The sequence below is a fragment of the Inquilinus ginsengisoli genome (assembly GCF_031453975.1).
In the GTDB taxonomy this organism is placed as follows: Bacteria; Pseudomonadota; Alphaproteobacteria; order DSM-16000; family Inquilinaceae; genus Inquilinus; species Inquilinus ginsengisoli_A.
In genome coordinates, this window is record NZ_JAVDPW010000004.1 from 389,576 (window position 1) to 410,488 (window position 20,913).

Consider the following 20,913-nt stretch of genomic DNA (forward strand, 5'->3'; position numbering starts at 1 on the left):
GGGAGGACGGCGTGAGGATCGCCCGCTTCGTGCTGGTGCGGCTGGCGCTGCTGCTGGTCACGCTGTGGATCCTCAGCGTGCTGGTCTTCGCCGGCGGCCAGCTGCTGCCGGGCGACATCGGGCGGGCGATCCTGGGTCCCTTCGCGGATGCCAGGGCCGTGGCGGCGCTGAACCACCAGATCGGCGCCGACCAGCCGGTGCTGGCGCAATATGCCGGCTGGATCGGCGGGGTGGTCCAGGGCGACCTCGGCCGGTCCTTCGCCTATCGCGCCCCGGTGGCGCCCTTCATCGGCACGGCGCTGGCGAATTCGCTGAAGCTGGCGGCGGTGGCGATCCTGCTGGTGGTGCCGATCAGCATCGCCGGCGGGGTCGTCGCGGCGCTTTATGCCGGGCGACCGCTCGACCGGATCATCAGCCTCTTGGGGCTGTCGACCTCGGTGATCCCGGAATTCGTCTCCTCCCTGCTGCTGATCCTGGTCTTCGGGCTGTGGCTGCGCTGGCTGCCGATCTCGGCGACCTGGCCGCCGGGCGCCGGCATCGGCGTCCAGATCCAGCACCTGATCCTGCCGGCCCTGCCGCTGGTGCTGGTGCTGTTCGGCTACATCGCCCGGATGGCGCGGGCCGGAACCGTCGAGGCGCTGGCCGCCGACTACACCCGGACCGCGGTGCTGAAGGGCCTGCCGCCCGCCGTGGTGCTGTGGCGCCACGTGCTGCGCAACGCGCTGCTGCCGACCGTCACGGTGATCTTCACCCAGACCGGATATCTGATCGGCGGGCTGGTCGTGGTCGAGACCCTGTTCCGCTATCAGGGCATCGGCGGGCTGATCTACGCCGCCGCCAAGGCCAAGGACTTCCCGATGCTGGAGGCCGGCATCCTGGTGGTCGGCGCCGCCTATGCCCTGACCGGGCTGGTCGGCGACGTCGTGGCCACCGCCCTCAACCCCCGCCTGCGCGGAGCCACCGCATGACCGCGCAGCTGGACGCCGGGACGCGCCGATCGGTCTCCCCCAGGACGGGATCCTTCGCCCTGTCCGGCACCTTCATCGCCGGCCTGGTGATCGTCGGGTTCTGGATCGCCTGCGCCGTGGCCGGCGCCCATCTGGTGCCGTTCGACCCCTATGCCGACGACCTGATGAACGCGCTGGGCCCGCCTTCGGCCGAGCATTGGTTCGGCACCGACCGGCTGGGCCGCGACGTGTTCTCGCGGGTCGTGGTCGGCGCCCGCGACATCCTCGCCATCGCCCCGCTGGCGACGCTGCTGGGCGCGGTGCTGGGCACCCTGCTGGGCCTGGTCACCGGCTATTTCCGCGGGCTGGTCGACGGCACCATCAGCCGCTTCAACGACGCCCTGCTGGCCCTGCCGACGGTGATCGTGGCGCTGATGGCGCTGGTCGCCCTGGGGGCGTCGAACGCGACCGTGGTGGTGGTGATCGGCCTGCTCTACGCCCCGCTGATCGCCCGCACCGTCCGCGCCGCCGTGCGCGCCGAGCGGGAGAAGGAGTATGTCGCCGCGGCGCAGCTGGGCGGCGAAGGCGCGCTGCACATCATGCTGGCCGAGATCCTGCCCAACGTCCTGCCGCCGATCATCGTCGAGGTCACGATGCGCCTGGGCTACGCCATCTTCTCGGTCGCCACCCTCAGCTTCCTCGGCTTCGGCATCCAGCCGCCCTCGGCCGATTGGGGCCTGTCGATCGCCGAGAACTACGCGCTGATCGGCGGCGGCTACTGGTGGACCGTGCTGTTCGACGCGCTGGCGACGATCTCGCTGGTGATCGGGGTCAACCTGGTCGCCGACGGCATCGAACGGGCCTTCGCGCGATGAGCGGCCCCGACGCCCTGACCGTCGACGCGCTCGACGTCGCCTACCGGGTCCGCGGCCGGGACCGCGCCGTGCTGCGCGGCGTCAGCTTCGCCATCGCCCCGGGCGAGGCCTATGGGCTGGTCGGCGAATCCGGCTGCGGCAAGACCACGGCCGCGCTGGCGGCGATGCGCTACCTGCCGGCGAACGGGCGGGTGCGCGGCGGGCGGGTGCTGGTCGACGGCCAGGACATCGCCGGGCTGGGCGGCCGCGACCTGCGCCGGCTGCGCGCCGGACCGGTGTCGATGGTCTACCAGGATCCCGGCCACGCCCTGAACCCGGCGCTGCGCATCGGCCGCCAGATCGCCGAGGCCTTCGAGGTCGCGGGCACCCCGCGCCGCGAGTCGGCGGGCCGGGCGCGGGCGATGCTGGAGCGGGTGCAGATCGCGGATCCCGGCCGGGTGATGGGGCTGTATCCGCACCAGCTGTCCGGCGGGATGCAGCAGCGGGTGGTGATCGCCATGGCGCTGGCCGGCGACCCGTCGCTGCTGATCCTGGACGAGCCGACCACCGGCCTGGACGCCACGGTCGAGGCGGAGATGCTGGAGCTGATCGGCCGGCTGCGGCGGGAGTTCCGGACGGCGCTGCTGTTCATCAGCCACAACCTGCCGCTGGTCGGGCGGATCTGCGACCGCATCGGCGTGCTGTATGCCGGCACCCTGGTCGAGGAAGGACCGACGCAAGAGATCTTCGCCCAGCCGCGCCACCCCTACACCGCCGGCCTGCTGCGCTGCCTGCCGGCGCCGGGGCGGCACAAGGCGCGCCACCGGCTGGATGTCATCCCCGGGGCGCTGCCGGCGCCGGGCACTGAGAGCATCGGCTGCGTCTTCGCCGAGCGCTGCGCCCTGGCGGAGCCGCGCTGCCATCGCGAGGCCCCGGCCCTGCAGGCGCTGCCGGGCGGCCGCAGCAGCCGCTGCCACCTGCACGAGCGCACGCCCGAGCTGTTCCTGGCGCCCCCGCCGGCGCCGCCGGCGCTGGCCAAGGCGGCGACCGCAGCCCCGGTGCTGACGGTCCGGGGCCTGTCCAAGACCTATGGTGTCGATGGGCAGGCAGCGAAGGCCCTGAACGACGTCTCCTTCGACCTGTGGCCGGGCGAGACGCTGGGCCTGGTCGGCGAATCCGGCAGCGGCAAGTCGACCCTGGCCCATCTGCTGCTGGGGCTGTCGGCGCCGGATCCGGGCGGCCGGATCGAGCTGGACGGCACCGCCCTGCACGGCCGCGCCACACGGCGCAGCCGGGCCCAGGTCAAGGCGCTGCAGATCGTGTTCCAGAATCCGGGCGCGTCGCTGAACCCGGCGCGCAGCGTCGGCCGGGTGCTCGGCCGGGCGCTGCGCCGCCTCGCCGGGCTGCGCGCGGCCGGCCCGCGCCGCGACCGGCTGCGCGACCTGGCCGAGGCCGTCAGGCTGGGTCCGGACCATCTCGCCACCCGGCCGCGCCGGCTGTCGGGCGGGCTGAAGCAGCGGGCCGCCATCGCCCGCGCCTTTGCCGGCGAGCCGCGGATCGTGGTCTGCGACGAGCCGACCTCGGCGCTCGACGTCTCGGTGCAGGCCGCCATCCTCAACCTGCTGGCCGACCTGCAGGCCGAACGCGGCGTCAGCTACATCTTCATCTCCCACGACCTCGCGGTGGTGCGTTACCTCGCCGACCGCATCGGCGTGCTGTACCGGGGCCGCCTGGTCGAGATCGGCCCGGCCGACCGCATCTGGTCCGGCCCGCACCACCCCTACACCGCGGCGCTGCTGTCCGCCCTGCCCGCCCTCGATGGCGGGATGCCGGCGCGGATCCGGCCGGAGGGCGATGACGCAGGCGGCGCGGCGCCGGCGGCCGGCTGCGCCTTCCAATCCCGCTGCCCGCACAAGCTGGGCGCCATCTGCGAGCAGCAGGAGCCGCCGCTGGTCGAGGCCGCGCCGGGCCACGGCATCCGCTGCCACATCGCGATCGAGCAGCTGAAGCGGATCGCCCGCGGCGAGACCGTCGCGGACGAGGAGCACCCCGCGCGGCGGCTGGCCTCATGAGAGGCGGCCCTGACGGTCAGCGGGCCTCGGCGACCAGCCCTTCCGCCGCCAGATCGGCCCAGAACGCCTCCGGGATCGGCAGCTGCAGCAGCACCAGGTTGTGGTCGACCTCGGCCGCCGCCTGGTGGCCGACCACGACGCTGGCCACGGCCGGGTGGCGCAGCGGGAACTGCAGCGCGGCGGCCGGCAGCGGCACGTCGTGGCGCCGGCACACCGCCTCGATCCGGCGCGTCGCCTCCAGCACCTCGGGCGGCGCCGGCTTGTAGAAGTAGCGCGCGCCCTCGATCGCGCCGGTCGCCAGGATGCCGGTGTTGAACGGCGCCGCCAGCAGCACCGCGATGCCGCGCGCCGCGCAATCGTCCAGGAACGGCACGGCGTCCTGCTTCAGCAGGGTGTGGCCGCCGGCCAGCATCATGCAGTCGAACTCCCCGGCCGCCGCGAAGCGCTGGCAGACCTGCCAGCTCTTGACCGCGACGCCGATGGCGCGGATCACGCCCTGGCTGCGCAGCTCGGCCAGGGCCGGATAGGCGCCTGCCATCGCCTCGGCGAAGCGGTCCTCATAGGCGTCGCCATGCTGGTCGGGGTCGACGTCGTGGATCGAGACGATGTCGAGCCGGTCGCGCTTCAGCTTGGCCAGGCTGCGCTCGATCGACCGCAGGAAGCCGTCGCGGCTGTAGTCGAACCGGTTTTCGCCATCCTCGACATAGCGGCCGGCCTTGGTCGCGACCACATGCTCGGCGCGCGGCCGATGCTCCAGCGCCGTGCCGAAGCGCTGCTCGCTGACCCCGGCGGCATAGAGTGCTGCGGTGTCGAAGAAGCGCAGGCCCCGCGCCCAGCAATGGTCGACCACCTCGGCCACCCCGGCGTCGCCCATCGAGCTGAACAGGCTGCCGCCGCCGATCCCCAGCCGCGAGACGGTCACGCCGGTGCGGCCGATCGGCCGGCGCTCAATCGGATTGGTCATCGCTGCTTCCCGGGGGTTGCCCGCTCCCTGTCCCATCGCTTTCGTCCGGCATTTGCAGCGCGACCGGCTGCCCCGGTCAAGCCGCATCGGCATCTTTCCCGCGACAATCCCCGGATGTCGCGGCACACTCCCGGCCGGGGAGCCGCCATGGGACACCACCCGCCGCGCAGCCGCCGGCTGAGCCACCATTCCGACCTCGGCCGCTGGGAGTTCGCGTTCCGCGAGCCCGACCCGCGGCTGCGCCCCTATGTCCAGTCCTATGCCGGCTTCGACGAGAGCGGCATCCGGTTCCACCGCCGGCGCGAGCTCGCCATCGCCCATGTCGCGGTGATCTTCAACACCGGCCCGGCCTTCCGCATCAGCGACCCGCGCGAGAGCCGGGCGCCGGAGACCTATGCCCACGGCTTCATCGGCGGGCTCTACGACAGCTATGTCGTCACCGAAGGCAGCGGCGCGTCGCGCGGGGTGCAGGTCTATTTCACCCCGGTCGGCGCCCATCTGTTCCTCGGCTTGCCGCTGCACCAGATCGCCCAGCAGGTGATCCATTACGGCGACCTCGGGCCCGAGGCGCGGCGGCTGGAGCAGCGCCTGGGCGGGCTGGAGGACTGGGACGACTGCTTCGACCTGCTCGACGCGGTGATCGCCGCCCGCATCGCCGATGCCCGGCCGCCCTGGGCCGGAGTCGCCTGGGCCTGGGACCGGCTGTGCGCCAGCCACGGCGCCGTCGACATCGGATCGCTGAGCGCCGAGCTGGGCTGCAGCCGCAAGCACCTGATCGCCCAGTTCCGCGAGCAGGCCGGGCTGCCGCCCAAGAGCATCGCCCGCATCCTGCGCTTCCAGCATGCGGTGGGGCTGCTGCAATCGACCGACGCCATGCCCTGGGCCGAGCTGGCGGCGGAGTGCGGCTACTACGACCAGTCGCACCTGATCCGCGATTTCAACCAGTTCGCCGGCAGCCCGCCCTCCGACTTCCTGCGCCGCCGGCTGCCCGAGGGCGGCGGCATGCGCGATTAGCCGGTAACATCCGTCCAAGACCCGCCCGCCCGGCGCCCCTACCCTGCCCGCACCCCATGCTGCGACCGGAGGTTGCGATGCCCGACCCGACCATCATCCCCTGCCTGTTCTACCGCGACGCGCCGGCCGCCATCGCCTGGCTGCAGCGCGCCTTCGGCTTCCACGCCCTGTCGGTGACGCCCGGCCCGGACGACACCATCCTGCACGCCGAGCTGGCGATCGGGCCGGCCGTGATCATGCTGAACAGCGCCAGGCCGGAGATGGGCTGGGTCAGCCCCCGCGACCTGACGGGGTTGAACCAGAGCGTCTACATCGCCCTCGACGACGTCGACGCCCACCACGCCCGCGCCGTCGCCGCCGGGGCCGAGATCACCCACGCCCTCGCCGACAAGCCCTATGGCGGCCGCGGCTACAGCGCCCTCGACCCGGAAGGCCATTTCTGGAGCTTCGGCGGCTACCGGCCCGACCTGACCGCCACGGCCTGATCCTCCCTCCCCCTTCTCCCCCCTTGGGGTGATGGCGCGAGCGGGCGGCGGCTTTCCATAGTTCCGGCATCGCACATCGCGGGCCTGCCGACCGTCGCCACAAGACGGCGGCGGCCCCAGGGAGGTTGATGATGACGGACAAGCCCCTCGGGCTCACGCGGACGCTGCGGCTGCCTTCGGTCGTGCTGTTCGGCCTGGCCTACATGACGCCGATGATCGTGTTCGGCACCTTCGGCATCCTGGCGGAGAAGACCGGCGGCGCGGTGCCCACCGCCTATGTGCTGGCGCTGGTGGCGGTGCTGCTGACCGCCTATTCCTACGGCCGCATGGCCGCCGCCTATCCGGTCGCGGGATCGGCCTACACCTACACCCGCCGCGCCTTCGGCGGCCATCTCGGCTTCCTGGTCGGCTGGGCCATCCTGCTGGACTACTTCTTCCTGCCGATGGCGATCTGGCTGATCGGCGCGGCCTACCTGTCCGCCGCCTTCCCCGGCGTGCCGCAATGGGTCTGGATCCTGGCCTTCATCGCCGTCACCAGCGCCATCAACATCATCGGCATTAAGCTGGCCAATGGCGTCAACATCGTGCTGATGCTGGTGCAGTTCGCGGTGCTGGCCGCCTTCGTCGCGCTGTGCATCCACCACCTGACTGCGGGGCCGGGGCTGCGGCCGCTGTTCTCGCTCGACCCCTTCGCCGGCGCCGGCGGCACCCTGCCCGCCTACCTCGCCGGCGCCGCCATCGCCGCCTATTCCTTCCTCGGCTTCGACGCGGTGACCACGCTGACCGAGGAGACGGTGGAGCCGGCGCGCACCATCCCCAGGGCGATCATGCTGATCGCGCTGATCGGCGGCGGCATCTTCATCGGCGCCGCGGTCGTGACCCAGGCCGCCTTCCCCGGCGGCAGCTTCGCCAATGTCGACAGCGCCGCCTTCGACATCGCCACCGCGATCGGCGGCGACGTCTTCGTCATGCTGTTCCTGGCCGGGCTGATCGTGGCGCAGTTCGCCTCCGGCCTGTCGGCCCAGGCCAGCGTCGGCCGGCTGCTGCTGGCGATGGGCCGCGACGACGTGCTGCCCAAGGCCGCCTTCGGCTATGTCCACCCGATCCTGCGCACGCCGGTGTTCAACATCGCCCTGGCCGGGGTGGTGGCGCTGGCGGCGCTGAAGCTGGACGTCACCACCTCGACCTCCTTCATCAACTTCGGGGCCTTCGTCGCCTTCGTCTTCGTCAACCTGTCGGTGATCCGGCTGCTGTGGCTGCGGTCGTCCGACCGCGGCCTCGGCGCCACCGTGAAGACGCTGGTGGTCCCGGCGCTGGGCGCGGTCGCCAACCTGTGGCTGCTGGTCAGCCTGGACGAGCACGCCAAGGTGCTGGGGCTGATCTGGCTGGCGGTCGGCATCGTCTACCTCGCCTACCTCACCCGGATGTTCAGCCGCCAGCCGCCGGAGACGGAGTTCCGCGAGGTCGAGGATGCCCCGGCCGCCCGGCGCTGAGGGGCGGTCAGCGCTCGGCCAGGAAGGCGGTGAAGCGGGCGAACAGCTCGGCCTGCGAGGAGATGCCGAGCTTGCGGTGGATGCTCTTGCGATGAGTCTTCACCGTCTCCTGGCCGAAGCCGAGCAGGGCGCAGATCGAGGGCGAGGAATGCCCCTTCAGGATCAGCCCGACCACCTCGGCCTCGCGCCGGGTCAGGCGGCCGTCGCCCAGCGCGATCAGGCGGTCGACCAGGTCGCCGGCCCCGCCCGCCCCCGCCGCCGCGCCGAACCCGGCCCAGTGCCGCTCGCCCAGGGCGCAGACCATCGGCGCGGCCTCGCGCAGGGTCTCGACCTCGGCCCGGCTGAAGCGGGCATGGCCGCGCCGCCGGGTCACCGACAGCACCCCGGTCAGCCCGCGCCCGAGGTCGAGGACGTAGCCGACCTCGTCCAGGATGCGGGCGCGGATGTAGTGGCGCTTGTAGTACTCGCTCTGGCCGAAGCGGTCGGGCGCCAGGTCGCGCATCACCAGCACCCGGTCGGGCGTGCCGCCGCGCACCGTCACGAAGAACGGGTCGAGCAGATAGGCCCCGGCGATGTAGCCATCGACGATGATGGCGGCGAGGTCGGGCGCCTGGCGGTTGTGCAGGTCGAGCGGCGGCGCGTCGCCGCGATAGGCGAAGCCGTTCAGCATGTCGAACCCCACCAGCCCGGCCAGGGCCTCGCCCAGCCGGTCGGGAAACCCGTCCGAGCCGACCGCCGCCATCGCCGCCGCCAGGCCGGCGTTCCACGCCGCGAATCCCATGGACTGCCCTTCCGTCGCCGGGGATATCTTGGCCCGGTCCGCGCCGGCCGCAAGCCATCCGCTGCCACAACCCGAACTGCCACAACCCGAGATGACCGATGCCCGATCCTGAAATCCTGAGCGTCCGCGACACCGCCGCCGGCATCGCGGCCGGCCGCACCCGGGCCGAGGATGTGATCGCGGCCACCCTGGCCCGCGCCCATGCGGCGCAGGACCGGCTGAACTGCTTCACCCTGATCCTGGACGACGAGGCCATGGCCGCCGCCCGCGCCGCCGATGCGGCGGTGGCCGCCGGTGGGCCGCTAGGCCCGCTGCACGGCGTGCCGGTGGCGGTCAAGGACCTGACCCCGACCCGCGGGCACCTGACCACGCTAGGGTCGCACAGCACCGGCGACTGGGTGCCCGACCGGTCGGCCCTGGTGGTGCGGCGGCTGGAGGCGGCGGGCGCCATCGTGATCGGCAAGACCACGACGCCGGAATTCGCCCATTCCAGCTTCACCTACAGCCCGCGCTGGGGCGTCACCCGCAACCCGTGGGACCCCGAGCGGTCGCCCGGCGGGTCCTCCGGCGGATCCGGGGCCGCGGTCGGCGCCGGGGTGGTGGCCTTCGCCGAGGGCACCGACATGGGCGGATCGGTGCGCATTCCCGCGGCGTTCTGCGGCGTGGTCGGGTTCAAGCCCAGCCTGGGCCGGATCCCGATGACCATCCTGCCCAGCCAGTTCGACGACATCTCGCATTTCGGCCCGCTGGCCCGCAGCGTCGACGACGCCATCGCCTTCATGGCCGCCACCGCGGGGCCCAGCGACGAGGACATCGGATCGCTGCCGCTGGCCTTCGACCTCGGCGCGACGCGGATCGACGGGCTGGCCGGCCGCCGCTTCGCGCTGTCGATGGATCTCGGCCACTTCGCCATCGACCCCGCAGTCGAGGCCGCGATCGAGGCGGCGGTCGAGGCCATGCGCCGGGCCGGCGCGGTGGTGGACCGGGTGCGCCTGCCCTGGACCCGCGAGGTCGGCGACCGCTGGTTCGACCTGTGGTGCGTGTTCATGGCGGCGTTCCACGGCGACCGCCTGGCCGGATTCCGCGACCGGATGGACCCGGTCATCGCCCGCATCATCGACCGCGGCCTGACCTTGGGCGCTGCCGAGATCAAGCGCATCGAGATCCTGCGCAGCCGGATGTGGGCCGAGCTGGCGCCGATCCTGGCCGATCACGAGGCCCTGCTGTGCCCGACCTGCGCCGTGCCGCCGCCGCTGGTGACCCAGACCGACGACGACTTCATGGCCGACGGGCCGGACGGCCGCTATCACGGGCTGGAGATGACCGCGCCGTTCAACCTGCTGTCGCCCTGCCCGGCTTTGTCGCTGCCGGCCGGGCTGACGCCGGGCGGCCTGCCGGTCGGCCTGCAGATCGTCGGCCGCCGCCACGCCGACGAGGCGGTGCTGGCCCTGGCCGGGGCGATCGAAACGGTGCTGCTGGACGCCGGCCTGACCACGGCGCTGCGCCGGGGGCCGGTTGGTCGGTAGGCCTTGCGTTGCCTCTCCCGCTTGCGGGAGAGGTCGGAGACGCGAAGCGGCTCCGGGTGAGGGGATTTTGTCGAGGCCGGTGCCAGCCCTCACCCGGAAATCCAAGAGGATTTCCGACCTCTCCCGCCACGCGGGAGAGGCAACGCAAGGGTATTACCCCGTATCCGACCCAGCGCTCCGCGCCTTGGCATACGGCGACCCCGGCGGCTGGTCCCGGGCCTCGGCGATCGCCCAGTCCTCCTCCGCCCAGCGGCTCCAGTCGGGCGCGATGCCCAGCTGCCGGCACAGCCGGGCCACGGTCTCGGCCAGCGGGCGGTCCAACACCTCGGGATCCAGCACCGGATCGATCTCCGGGAGCATCTTGGCCAGCATGTCCCGCAGCTTGCGGCCGCCATGGAATTCGGGTTCGACCTGGGTGATGGCCTGGTCGACGATGCGCTCGACCTGCCGCCTGCGCTGCTGCTGGCGCGCCTGGACGGCAGCTTCGGCCCGTGCCGCCGCGGCCTTCTGCTGCGGGCCGTACAGCTCGCGGGCGATGCGGGACTGCAGCGCCACGATCTGCACCACCAGCCGGGACAGGCGCGGGAAGGCGATGCCGGCGGCGACGATCCGGGCCTGCGTCTGGTCCGGTGTGGCGCCGGTGGCCTTGGCCGGCGGTGGGTCCATGATCTCGGCATGCATGGCCTCGGCCTGCTCCATGGCCATCTCGGCCAACCGGCCAAGGATCCGGATCTGCTGCTGCGCCAGGACCTGGCCGGGATCGGCCGGTGCGGGCCGTGTGGGGGATGAGTGCGTGTGTGTCATAGAACGTATCATGAACATACGCGAAAACTAATACTACCGCGATCAAGACCCTGCGCGCCGGCCGTTTCGCACGAGCCGTTGGAGCAACGTCACGGCGTGGGCCGCGTCCGGCATGGCGGCGATCTCGTCCCGCACCGCTTCGGCGGCGCGCCGGCAGGCCGGGTCCGCCAGCACGGCGGCAACCGCGTCGCGCACCATCGCCGGCGTGCAGCGCACCGCATCGAGCACCCTGGCGACGCCGAGGTCTTCGCAGCGGGCGGCGTTGTGCGGCTGGTCGGCGCCGAGCGGGATCAGCACCGAGGGCAGGCCATGTGCCAGGGCGCCGATCACGCTGCCCGACCCGGCATGCGACAGCACCAGATCGCAATGCGGCAGCAGCAGGGATTGCGGGATGTAGCGCTCGATCCGGATATGGCCGGGCTGGGGACCGAACGCGCCGGATCGATGTCGCGGCCGACGGTGACGACGGCGTTGACCGGCAGGTCGCGCAGCCCCGCCAGCATCCGCTCGAACAGGTCGCCGGATTCGAGGTTGAACACCGTGCCGAGCGTGGCGTGGACCGTCGGGCGGCCCGCCAGGCCGGCCAGCCAGTCGGGGACTAGGCCGTCCGCCCCGGCGTCGAGCAGATGCGGGCGGATCGGATGCGCGGTGGCCGGCAGTGGATAAGCGGGGTCGCGCAGGCTGGGCGGCACCGGCGACAGCACCAGGTGGCGGCTGAGCATCGCCAGCTCCGGGTCGGCCGCGAGACCGTGCTGCGCCCGCAGCGCCGCCAGCGGTGCGGCCACCAGGTCGCGCCGCACCAGGGCGCCAGCCGCGATCACCAGCACCGAGGCATGGGGCAGGCCCAGCCGTTCGGCCGCGACCATGGCGCCGAAATCGAGCTCGTCGCAGACCACCAGGTCCGGCCGCCAGTCGCCGCACAGCGCCAGCAGCTGCGCCGCCCGGTCGCGCGCCACCCGGCCGGCATAGCCGTCGCGCACCGCCCGGTCCTCCCGCGCCGCGTCCAGCGCCAGCAGCGTGGTGCGGGCTGGCGCTTTGCCAACCGTCGCGCCGCCGGTGGCGAAGGCCTGGAATCCCGCGGCCTCGACGACCGGCACCATCGCCGGCTGGGCCGCGAAGGCGACGGCGTGGCCGGCCGCGGCGGCGGCCCGGGCGATCGGCGCCAGCGGGCCGAAATGGCCGCTGCCGCCGGCGAAGCCCAGCAGGATCCGCATCACGCTCTCCCTCGCCCGCGCCATCGTGCCGCCGGGCGCTCTCAGACTTTGACGAATCCCGCCCCGGATGCCTATGGTTGCCGCGCACAAACCGGGCCGGGCGCCCACGGCCCTCTCAGAGGCTCAGGGATTGCGCATGACCGAGACCCATTCCGCCTACACCACCCCCGGCGGCACCAGCATCACCGGCGCGTGGCGCCCGGATTTCGCTGAGATCCTGACGCCGGAGGCGATCGCCTTCGCGGTCGGGCTGGAGCGCCGCTTCGGCGCCGAGCGCCGCCGCCTGCTGGGCCTGCGCGCCGAGCGCCAGCTGCGGCTGGATGCCGGCGAGAAGCCGGACTTCCTGCCCGAGACCAAATCGGTGCGCGACGGCGACTGGACCATCGCGCCGATGCCGGCCGACCTGCTGGACCGCCGGGTGGAGATCACCGGGCCGGTCGACCGCAAGATGGTGATCAACGCCCTGAACTCGGGCGCCAGCGTGTTCATGGCCGATTTCGAAGACAGCAACACCCCGACCTGGGCCAACCAGATCGAGGGCCAGATCAACCTGCGCGACGCCATCGACCGCAGCATCGCCTTCACCGACCCGTCCTCGGGCAAGGACTACGCCCTGAAGGACAAGACCGCCGTGCTGAAGGTCCGGCCGCGGGGCTGGCATCTGGAGGAGGCGCATCTGCTGGTCGACGGCAAGCCGGCCTCGGGCGCGCTGTTCGATTTCGGGCTGTTCGTGTTCCACAACGCCAAGCGGCTGATCGCCAACGGCACCGGCCCCTATTTCTACCTGCCGAAGCTGGAGAGCCACCGCGAGGCGCGGCTGTGGAACGAGGTCTTCACCCACGCCGAGCAAGCCCTTGGAATCCCACACGGAACCATCAAGGCGACGGTGCTGATCGAGACCATCCTCGCCGCCTTCGAGATGGATGAGATCCTGTATGAGCTGCGCGACCATTCGGCCGGGCTGAACTGCGGCCGCTGGGACTATATCTTCAGCTTCATCAAGAAGTTCCGGAACGATCCTCATGCGGTTCTGCCAGACCGCGCCGAGGTCACGATGGCGACGCCGTTCCTGACCGCCTACAGCCTGCTGGCGGTGAAGACCTGCCATCGCCGCGAAGCCTCGGCGATCGGCGGCATGGCCGCCTTCATCCCGGTGCGCGGCGACCCGGCGGCGAACGAGGCTGTCTTCGCCAAGGTCCGCGCCGACAAGGAGCGCGAGGCCAACAACGGCCATGACGGCACCTGGGTCGCCCATCCCGGCCTGGTGCCGGTGGCGCTGGAGGTGTTCGACCGGCTGATGCCGACGCCGAACCAGATCCACCGCAAGCGCGAGGACGTCCAGGTCGCGGCGGCCGACCTGCTGGTGGTGCCGCCCGGCCACAAGACCGAGGCGGGGCTGCGCATGAACGTATCGGTCGGCATCGGCTACATCGAGGCCTGGCTGCGCGGCCTGGGCTGCGTGCCGCTGTTCAACCTGATGGAGGATGCGGCCACCGCCGAGATCAGCCGCACCCAGGTGTGGCAGTGGCTGCACCAGGGCAGCACGCTGGACGACGGCCGGCCGGTCGACGTCGCGCTGGTGCGCCAGACCATCCGCGAGGAGCTGGCGGCGTGGAAGGATCGGCTGGGCACCGAACGCTATGCCGCCGGCAAGTGGGACGAGGCCGCCGGCCTGTTCCAGGACCTGGTGGAGCGCCAGGATTTCGTCGAGTTCCTGACCCTGCCCGCCTATCAGCGTGTGGTGGCGAACGCCGCGTAACCCTCTGGCGCCGCTGCGATCCTCGGCGCATCCTGCCTTGGATCGCGGCGCCGCCGCTCCACATTGTTGAGACCACCCTGCGCCGCCGCGGACTGGTGCCGCGCGGCCGACATGGAGCCGATGACATGGCCAAAGTCCTCGCCTGTATCGACGGCTCGATCTACTCGCAGAGCGTCTGCGACCTCGCCGGCTGGGCCACGGCACGGCTGAACCAGACCGTCGAGCTGCTGCATGTGCTGGGCCGCCGCGAGGTCTCGACCATCCCGGTCGACATCAGCGGCACCCTGGTCGCCTATTCCCAGGACATCCTGGCCGAGCTGGCCGCGATGGATGAGCAGCGGGCCAGCCTGTCGCAGCGGCGCGGCCGGATCCTGCTGGAGGAGGGCAAGGCCCGGATCGCGGAGGCCGGCGCGGTCACGGTCGAGACCCATCTCTACAATGGCGACCTGGTCGAGACGGTCGGCGAGTTCGAATCCGACACCAGCGTCATCGTCATCGGCAAGCGCGGCGAGGCGGCGGATTTCGCCAAGCTGCATCTCGGCTCGAATCTCGAGCGGGTGGCGCGCGCCACCAAGAAGCCGGTGCTGGTGGCGGCCCGCGCCTTCCGGCCGATCCAGCGCTTCCTGATCGCCTTCGACGGCGGCCCCAGCGTGACCAAGGCGGTGGACATGATCGCCGCAGGCCAGCTGCTGCGCGGGCTGGAGGGCCATCTGCTGATGGCCGGCAACCCGGATGACGAGGCCAAGAACCGCCTGACCGCGGCCGAGGCGAAGCTGCGCGACGCCGGCTGGAACATCACCGCCCGGATCCTGCCGGGCGAGCCGGAGGCGGTGATCGCGGCGGAGGTCGAGCGCACGCCGATCGACCTGCTGGTGATGGGCGCCTACGGCCACTCCCGCATCCGCAACCTGATCATCGGCAGCACCACCACCGCGATGGTGCGGTCCTGCCTGATCCCGGTGCTGATGATGCGGTGAGAGCCCCGGGTCAGCCGCAGGCTGATCCCCGCCTCAGCCCTCGCGGTTCAGCAGCCACAGGCCGATCGTGCCGCCCATGACGCACAGGGCGAGCACGTAGTAGACATGCGCCATCGGGTCCACCGCCAGCAGCAGCGGCACCACCACCGGGGTCAGCCCGCCGAACACCGCATAGGCGACGTTGTAGGAGAAGGACAGGCCGGAGAAGCGGACCGCTGCCGGGAAGGCGCGGACCATGACATAGGGCACACCGCCGACGACACCGACCAGGAAGCCGGTCAGGGCGTAGAGCGGCAGCAGCAGCGCCGGGTTCGCGGCGCTCTGGGTGTAGAACAGCCAGACGCTGAGGCCCAGCAGCGGGCAGCCGATGGCGAAGAAGCGCCCGGCGCCGATCCGGTCAATGATGGCGCCGCCGATGACGCAGCCGATCGTCAGGCACAGCGTGGCGACGCTGTTCGCCTCCAGCGCCGTCGCCAGCGGCACGCCATGCAGCTTCTGCAGCAGCGCCGGCGTCATCAGAATGACCACCACGATCGCGGCCGAGAGCAGCCAGGTCAGCAGCATCGACACCACCACCGCGGCGCGATGGTCGCGCACCACCGTCTTCAGCGGCATCTCGGCGGCCAATGCCTTGCGCGCCTGCAGCTCGCGGAAGATCGGGGTCTCCTGCAGCAGGCGCCGCAGATAGACCGAGGCCAGGCCGAACACGCCGCCGAGCAGGAAGGGCACCCGCCAGGCCCAGCTGGTGATCTCGGCCGGGCTGTACAGGCTGTTGACCACCGTCGCCACCAGCGAGCCGAGCAGAATGCCGGCGGTCAGCCCCGCGGTCAACGTGCCGCAGGCGTAGCCGATGCGGTTCGACGGCACATGCTCGGACACGAACACCCAGGCGCCGGGCACCTCGCCGCCGATCGCGGCGCCCTGGGCGATGCGCAGCAGCAGCAGCGCGATCGGGGCCCAGACGCCGACCTGGGCGTAGGTCGGCAGCAGCCCCATGCCGAGCGTCGAGACCGCCATCAGGAAGATGCTGAGGGTGAACACCCGCTTGCGGCCCAGCAGATCGCCGAAATGCGCCATGACGATGCCGCCCAGCGGCCGCACGAGATAGCCGACCGCGAACACCCCGAAGGTCTGGACCTGGCGCAGCCAGTCCGGCACCCCGGGCGGGAAGAACTGCTGCCCCACCGCCGTGGCGAAGAACACGAAGATGATGAAGTCGTAGAACTCCAAGGCGCCGCCGAGCGAGGCCAGGCCGAGGGTCTTGTAGTCCCCGCGGGTCAGCGGCCGGGTCGAGGACAGATTGACCGCGAAGCCGCGGATGGTGCCGGGACCCGAACCCTCGTCCCCAGCAGTCGCGGCGGGCTCGCGCAAGGCGATGATGCGGGCGGTGTCCGCCGGAAGGTTCCTGGAGTCCATCGAGAGTCTCGTCGTTTCGGCACGATCAGGGTAACCGGACCGCGCTACGACGCGATTTCTGCATCGTTACAGCAGCAACAGTCTCCCCGCCTCGGCGCAGCCCGGCTCTGCGCCGTGGTCAACCCTTGGCCCGCCGGATGTCCCCGGCGCATGCCTCAGGACAGCAGTTCGACCGCGCTGCGCGACAGGGCGGCGACGCCCAGGCCGATGCAGCCCTCGTCCGGCTGGTAGTCGGAGTTGTGCAGATGGTCGTCGCGGCCGGGCTGCGACGCCCCGACCCTGAGGTGGAAGGACGGCACCCGCTCGGAGAAGAAGGCGAAGTCCTCGGCGCCGAAGCCGGGCGGGGTCTCGTGCACCACGTCGCCGAACTGCTGGCGCACCGCGGCGACCGAAGCCTCGAGCATCTTTTCGTCATTCATCAGCGGCGGCACGCCGAGCCCGTAGTCCAGGTCGCATTCGACCCGGTGGCTGAGCGCGATGCCCTGCACGATCCGGCGCAGCGCCGCCTCGGCGGTGGCCCGCGCCTCCGGCGACCGGGCGCGCACGGTGCCGCGCAGGGTGCAGCTGTCCGGGATGATGTTGTGGGTGGCGCCGCCGGCGATGCTGCCGATGGTTACCACCGCGCCCTCGGCCGGGTTGATCTCGCGCGAGATCACGGTCTGCAGCTGGGTTACCAGATAGGCGGCAGCGACGATCGGGTCGATGGTGTCCTGCGGCCGCGCGGCGTGGCCCGACCGGCCGCGCACGGTGATGTCGAAGCTGTCGGCCGACGCCGTGCTGGCGCCGTGGATGTAGCCGAACCTGCCGGTCGCCATGCCCGGGCTGTTGTGGAAGGCCAGCGCCATGTCGACCCCCTCCAGCGCGCCGTCGGCGATCATGGCGGCGGCGCCGCTCTCCTGCGTCTCCTCAGCCGGCTGGAACACCAGCCGCACGGTGCCGCGCAGCTGCGGCGCCAGGTCCTTCAGCACGGCGCCGACGCCGATCAGGGTCGCGGTGTGGATGTCGTGGCCGCAGGCATGCATCTTGCCGGCCACGGTGCTGGCGAAGGGCAGCCCGGTCATCTCGTGGATCGGCAGCGCGTCCATGTCGGCGCGGATCAGCAGCATCGGCCCGGGCGCGCCGCCGGCGATGTCGGCGACGATGCCGGTGCGGCCGATCCCGGCGCGGTAGGCGATGCCGAGTTTGTCGAGTTCGGCCGCGACGACGCCGGCGGTGCGCTCGACGTCGAAGCCGATCTCGGGATGGGCATGGATGTCGCGGCGAACCTCGATCAGGTCGGGCTCGATCGCCTTTACCGCGGCGTCGATCGATGCGCCGATATCGTTGATGCCGCGCCTGTCCATGGACCGGGAACTCCTCGAGGGTCGGAAGGGGATGGCGTCATCCTGACAGCGATGCGGCCTCCCTGAACACCCCCTGATCCGCATGCCAGCCCGCCACTCCGGTCCATGCAGCGGCGATCCCGGCCGGCCCTTACGACCTCACACCCGTTCCAGCGGCCGGTGCGGTTCCGGCGGCAACTCGATCCGGATGGGATCGCCCGGCTGGACCGCGCCGCCGGCCAGCACGACCGCCATCACCCCGGCCTTGCGCACCGGGTGGCCGTGCTCGTCCCGGCCCAGCACGGCCTTGAGCAGGCCCTGCTGGAAGCCGTCGATCTGGGCGCAGGGGTTGCGCAGGCCGGTGACCTCGACCACCGCGTCGGCGCCGAGATGCAGCCGGGCGCCGGTCGGCAGGCTCAGCAGGTCGATGCCGCGGGTGGCGACGTTCTCGCCCATGTCGCCCGCCGCCACGACGAAGCCGGCGGCCGCCAGCTCGTCGAACAGCTCGGCCTGGATCAGGTGGACCTGGCGCAGGTTCGGCTGGGTCGGGTCGACCGCCACCCGCGACCGGTGCTTCACCGTGACGCCGAGATGGGCGTCGCCCTCGACCCCGAGCCCGGCCAGCAGCCGGATGCCGTCGAGGGTGGGCTTGCTGAAGCTGTGGGCGGCGCTGCGGCCGACCGCGGTGACGATGGCGGTCATGCCGCGCCGCCCCGCAGCGGATAGCGCCCGGTGACGCGGAACGGCGCCTCGCGGTCCGCCTGCTCGAACACCGCGATCGCGTCGATCCGCAGAGGGTCGCGGCACACCGGCGCCGTCCGCTCCGCCAGCGCGGCGCGGACCCGGTCGTGCTCGGCCGCATCGGTCAACCGCGCGGTCAAGGTCATGTGGAACTGGAACTGGTCGAACACATAGGGGTAGCCCCAGCGTTCGAGATGGCGGTCCTGCGCCGGCGTCAGCGGCGACCGGCGCCGCCGCTCCAGCTCGGCGGCGGACAGCGGCGCGCGGAAGCGGTCGAAGGCCTCGACGCAGGCATCGGCCAGCCCAGTCACCTCCGGCGCCGCGGCCGAGGGCACCAGCGCCAGGAAGCCGCCGATCGAGGCCAGCATCAGCGCCGGGCCGGTGGCCGCCGCACGGTCGGCCGCGAAGGCGGTGGCGGCGTGGTGCAGCGCCTCGGCCGGGATGCCGTCGGCCAGCGGGAACGGCGCCTTCAGCGTGGCGTGGAAGCCGTAGTGCCGGGCATCGGCGGTGATGGCGTGGAAGCGGCCGGGGTCGATGCCCTCCAGCCGCGGCTGCGGCCTGTCCTCGCCGGTCACCGGGTCGCGGCCGATGAGGTCGGCGCCCAGCTCCGCCAGGGGCGAGCCCGGCGGCGGTGCGAAGTAGATGGCGTAGCGTCGGGTCATGCTCAGGCCACCCGCTTTCCAGCGCGCCACACGCTGCGGATGTGCGGCACGCCGTCGACCAGGCGGAAGCGGACCAGGTCGGCCCGCAGCCCCGGCGCGATGGTGCCGCGGTCGTCCAGCCCCGCTGCCTTGGCCGGGTTGGCGCTGACCAGGGCGATCGCCTGCGGCAGGCCGAGCCCGACCGGATCCTCGGCCAGCATGCACACGGCGTGCAGCATGCTGATCGGCACGTAGTCCGAGGCCAGGATGTCGAGCAGCCCGGCCTTGGCCAGGTCGGCGGCGCCGACATTGCCGCTGTGCGAACCGCCGCGGACCACATTCGGCGCACCCATCAGGATCGACAGGCCGTGGCGGCGCGCCGCTTCGGCCGCGACCGTGGTGGTCGGGAATTCGGAGATGGCGACGCCGAGCGACACCGCCTCGTCGACATGGGCCGCGCTTTCGTCGTCATGGCTGGCCAGCGCCAGGCCGCGGCGGGCCGCGATGTCGGCGATGGCGTGGCGGTGACGGTCGGCATGGACCTCCTGCGCCGCCTGGCGTTCCTTCAGCAGGACGTCCAGCTCCGCCTCGTTGTAGCGGTGGCGGTTGGCCTGGCGCCACTTCTCGACCTGGACGTATTGCCGCTGCCCCGGCGTGTGGTCCATGATCGACAAGAGCCGCACCGCCGGATCCTCGACCAGCACCGCGAGGTAGTCGAGCACATGCGGGTCGGCCACCTCGCAGCGCAGATGCAGGAAATGGTCCGCCCGCAGCATGTCCTGGCGGCGCGCCGCCTCCAGCCCGTCGACCATCGGCCGCAGCAGCTTGCCGCGCGGCACGCCCTTGTGCTCGCCCATCAGCGACAGGCTGTCGAACACGGTGGTGATGCCGGCGGTGGCGACCTGGGCGTCATGCGCCAGCGCCGCCGAGACATTGTTCCACATCACCCCCGGCCGCGGCGCGACATGGCGCTCGAGATGGTCGGTGTGCAGGTCGATCAGGCCGGGGATCAGGTAGTCGCCGTCGAGATCCTCGCCGGTGGACGCCCCCGCCTCCACCCTGCTTTCGTCAATGGCCGCGATGCGGCCGTCCGCGACCCGCAGCGTTCCGGTGACGACAGCCTCGGGCGTGACGATCCGGGCGTTCGAGAAGATGAGTTCGGTGCTCATGCAGCTGCCTTGTAGAGCGTGACGTCGAAAATGCGGGTCGCCACCCGGTCGCGGACCGCCGTGTCGTGGAAGATCCCGACGATGGCGGCCCCGCGGGCCTTGGCCTCCTCGATCAGCTCGATGACCACGCGCCGGTTCTCGGCGTCGAGCGAGGCCGTCGGCTCGTCGAGCAGCAGGATGGGATACTCCATCGCGAAGCCATGCGCGAGATTGACCCGCTGCTGCTCGCCGCCGGAGAAGGTGGCCGGCGGCAGGGCCCACAGGCTCTCGGGCAGGTTCAGCCGGGCCAGCAGGGTGCGGGCGCGCCGCTCGGCCTCGCCCTCCTCCACCCCGGAGGCCAGCATCGGCTCCTTGACGATCTCCAGCGTCGGCACGCGCGGGATGACGCGCAGGAACTGGCTGACATAGCCCAGCGTGCGGCGCCGGATCTCCAGGATCCGGCGCGGGGTGGCGGTGGTGATGTCGACCGGCTCGCCCTGGTGCCGGATGCGGATGGTCCCGGCCGAGGCCAGGTAGTTGCCGGTCAGGCTGCGCATGAAGGTGCTCTTGCCGGCGCCGGACGCGCCGCCCAGCACCACGCATTCGCCGGCGGCGACGGCGAAGTCGATGCCGGCGAACACCGGCAGGCGAACCCCGCCCTGCCCCGCTTCCCCGCGATTGTGCAGCACGAAGGCCTTGGACAGGCCGGAGACCTCGATCATCGCAATGTTGGGCATCGGAGTCGTGTGCGGCAT

20 protein-coding genes are annotated in these 20,913 nt (G+C 72.0%); 9 read left to right on the forward strand and 11 right to left on the reverse strand.

The features are described from left to right. The first annotated feature begins 11 nt into the window (after positions 1–11). From E9232_RS13415 to E9232_RS13425, 3 genes are read left to right on the forward strand one after another with little or no spacing between them, the layout of a single operon-like run. A complete protein-coding gene (locus tag E9232_RS13415; RefSeq protein ID WP_309794633.1) occupies positions 12–968 on the forward strand; it encodes an ABC transporter permease in 957 nt (318 codons plus the stop codon). Continuing rightward, positions 965–1,822 (forward strand): ABC transporter permease, encoded by an 858-nt coding sequence (locus tag E9232_RS13420; protein ID WP_309794634.1) that lies wholly within the window; start codon positions 965–967, stop codon positions 1,820–1,822. The genes E9232_RS13415 and E9232_RS13420 overlap by 4 nt, the downstream gene beginning before the upstream one ends. Beyond that, complete coding sequence (locus E9232_RS13425; protein WP_309794636.1) at positions 1,819–3,873, forward strand: dipeptide ABC transporter ATP-binding protein; 2,055 nt, start codon at positions 1,819–1,821, stop codon at positions 3,871–3,873. The genes E9232_RS13420 and E9232_RS13425 overlap by 4 nt, the downstream gene beginning before the upstream one ends. Before the next feature lie 16 nt (positions 3,874–3,889). On the opposite strand, the gene E9232_RS13430 is transcribed toward E9232_RS13425, so the two are convergent. Further along, positions 3,890–4,837 carry an aldo/keto reductase gene (locus E9232_RS13430; protein ID WP_309794637.1) on the reverse strand — a complete coding sequence of 316 codons (948 nt, stop codon included), beginning with the start codon at positions 4,835–4,837 and terminating at the stop codon, positions 3,890–3,892. A gap of 147 nt (positions 4,838–4,984) precedes the next feature. Between E9232_RS13430 and E9232_RS13435 the strand changes: the two genes are divergently transcribed. The 3 genes from E9232_RS13435 to E9232_RS13445 all read left to right on the forward strand — a co-directional run bounded on the left by E9232_RS13435 (position 4,985) and on the right by E9232_RS13445 (position 7,829). Next, positions 4,985–5,851, forward strand: a complete 867-nt coding sequence (locus E9232_RS13435) for an AraC family transcriptional regulator (protein ID WP_309794638.1) — start codon at positions 4,985–4,987, stop codon at positions 5,849–5,851. A gap of 77 nt (positions 5,852–5,928) precedes the next feature. Next, positions 5,929–6,336 (forward strand): VOC family protein, encoded by a 408-nt coding sequence (locus tag E9232_RS13440; RefSeq protein WP_309794640.1) that lies wholly within the window; start codon positions 5,929–5,931, stop codon positions 6,334–6,336. Between the two features lie 131 nt (positions 6,337–6,467). Continuing rightward, complete coding sequence (locus E9232_RS13445; RefSeq protein WP_309794642.1) at positions 6,468–7,829, forward strand: APC family permease; 1,362 nt, start codon at positions 6,468–6,470, stop codon at positions 7,827–7,829. 7 nt (positions 7,830–7,836) lie between these two features. Here E9232_RS13445 and E9232_RS13450 read toward each other — a convergent pair whose 3' ends face one another. Then, positions 7,837–8,610 carry a helix-turn-helix transcriptional regulator gene (locus E9232_RS13450; RefSeq protein WP_309794644.1) on the reverse strand — a complete coding sequence of 258 codons (774 nt, stop codon included), beginning with the start codon at positions 8,608–8,610 and terminating at the stop codon, positions 7,837–7,839. Positions 8,611–8,708: 98 nt separating this feature from the next. On the opposite strand from E9232_RS13450, the gene E9232_RS13455 reads away from it, so the two are divergent. Next, a complete protein-coding gene (locus E9232_RS13455; RefSeq protein ID WP_309794645.1) occupies positions 8,709–10,136 on the forward strand; it encodes an amidase in 1,428 nt (475 codons plus the stop codon). Between the two features lie 153 nt (positions 10,137–10,289). On the opposite strand, the gene E9232_RS13460 is transcribed toward E9232_RS13455, so the two are convergent. Genes E9232_RS13460 through E9232_RS13470 form a run of 3 tightly spaced genes read right to left on the reverse strand, consistent with a single transcriptional unit; the run spans position 10,290 to position 12,154 of the window. Beyond that, complete coding sequence (locus E9232_RS13460; protein WP_309794647.1) at positions 10,290–10,940, reverse strand: hypothetical protein; 651 nt, start codon at positions 10,938–10,940, stop codon at positions 10,290–10,292. A gap of 42 nt (positions 10,941–10,982) precedes the next feature. Next, complete coding sequence (locus tag E9232_RS13465) at positions 10,983–11,351, reverse strand: glycosyltransferase (RefSeq protein ID WP_374710619.1); 369 nt, start codon at positions 11,349–11,351, stop codon at positions 10,983–10,985. After that, positions 11,267–12,154 (reverse strand): glycosyltransferase, encoded by an 888-nt coding sequence (locus E9232_RS13470; protein ID WP_309794650.1) that lies wholly within the window; start codon positions 12,152–12,154, stop codon positions 11,267–11,269. Before E9232_RS13470 ends, E9232_RS13465 begins: the two co-directional genes overlap by 85 nt. A gap of 136 nt (positions 12,155–12,290) precedes the next feature. Between E9232_RS13470 and aceB the strand changes: the two genes are divergently transcribed. After that, on the forward strand, positions 12,291–13,913 hold the full coding sequence (gene aceB, locus E9232_RS13475; RefSeq protein ID WP_309794651.1) for a malate synthase A: 1,623 nt from the start codon (positions 12,291–12,293) through the stop codon (positions 13,911–13,913). Positions 13,914–14,038: 125 nt separating this feature from the next. After that, positions 14,039–14,890, forward strand: coding sequence for a universal stress protein (locus E9232_RS13480; RefSeq protein ID WP_309794652.1), 852 nt, complete (start codon positions 14,039–14,041; stop codon positions 14,888–14,890). Between the two features lie 33 nt (positions 14,891–14,923). Here E9232_RS13480 and E9232_RS13485 read toward each other — a convergent pair whose 3' ends face one another. The 6 genes from E9232_RS13485 to phnL all read right to left on the reverse strand — a co-directional run bounded on the left by E9232_RS13485 (position 14,924) and on the right by phnL (position 20,913). Next, a complete protein-coding gene (locus tag E9232_RS13485; RefSeq protein WP_309794653.1) occupies positions 14,924–16,306 on the reverse strand; it encodes an MFS transporter in 1,383 nt (460 codons plus the stop codon). Positions 16,307–16,461: 155 nt separating this feature from the next. Beyond that, entirely contained in the window at positions 16,462–17,649 is a 1,188-nt protein-coding gene (locus E9232_RS13490) for a M20 metallopeptidase family protein (RefSeq protein WP_309794656.1), read from the reverse strand. A 138-nt stretch (positions 17,650–17,787) separates the two neighbouring features. Continuing rightward, entirely contained in the window at positions 17,788–18,330 is a 543-nt protein-coding gene (locus E9232_RS13495; protein WP_309794658.1) for an MOSC domain-containing protein, read from the reverse strand. Beyond that, positions 18,327–19,031 (reverse strand): DUF1045 domain-containing protein, encoded by a 705-nt coding sequence (locus E9232_RS13500; protein ID WP_309794660.1) that lies wholly within the window; start codon positions 19,029–19,031, stop codon positions 18,327–18,329. Before E9232_RS13500 ends, E9232_RS13495 begins: the two co-directional genes overlap by 4 nt. Positions 19,032–19,033: 2 nt before the next feature. Further along, positions 19,034–20,179, reverse strand: a complete 1,146-nt coding sequence (locus E9232_RS13505) for an alpha-D-ribose 1-methylphosphonate 5-triphosphate diphosphatase (protein WP_309794662.1) — start codon at positions 20,177–20,179, stop codon at positions 19,034–19,036. Then, positions 20,176–20,913, reverse strand: a complete 738-nt coding sequence (phnL, locus tag E9232_RS13510; RefSeq protein ID WP_309794664.1) for a phosphonate C-P lyase system protein PhnL — start codon at positions 20,911–20,913, stop codon at positions 20,176–20,178. The genes E9232_RS13505 and phnL overlap by 4 nt, the downstream gene beginning before the upstream one ends.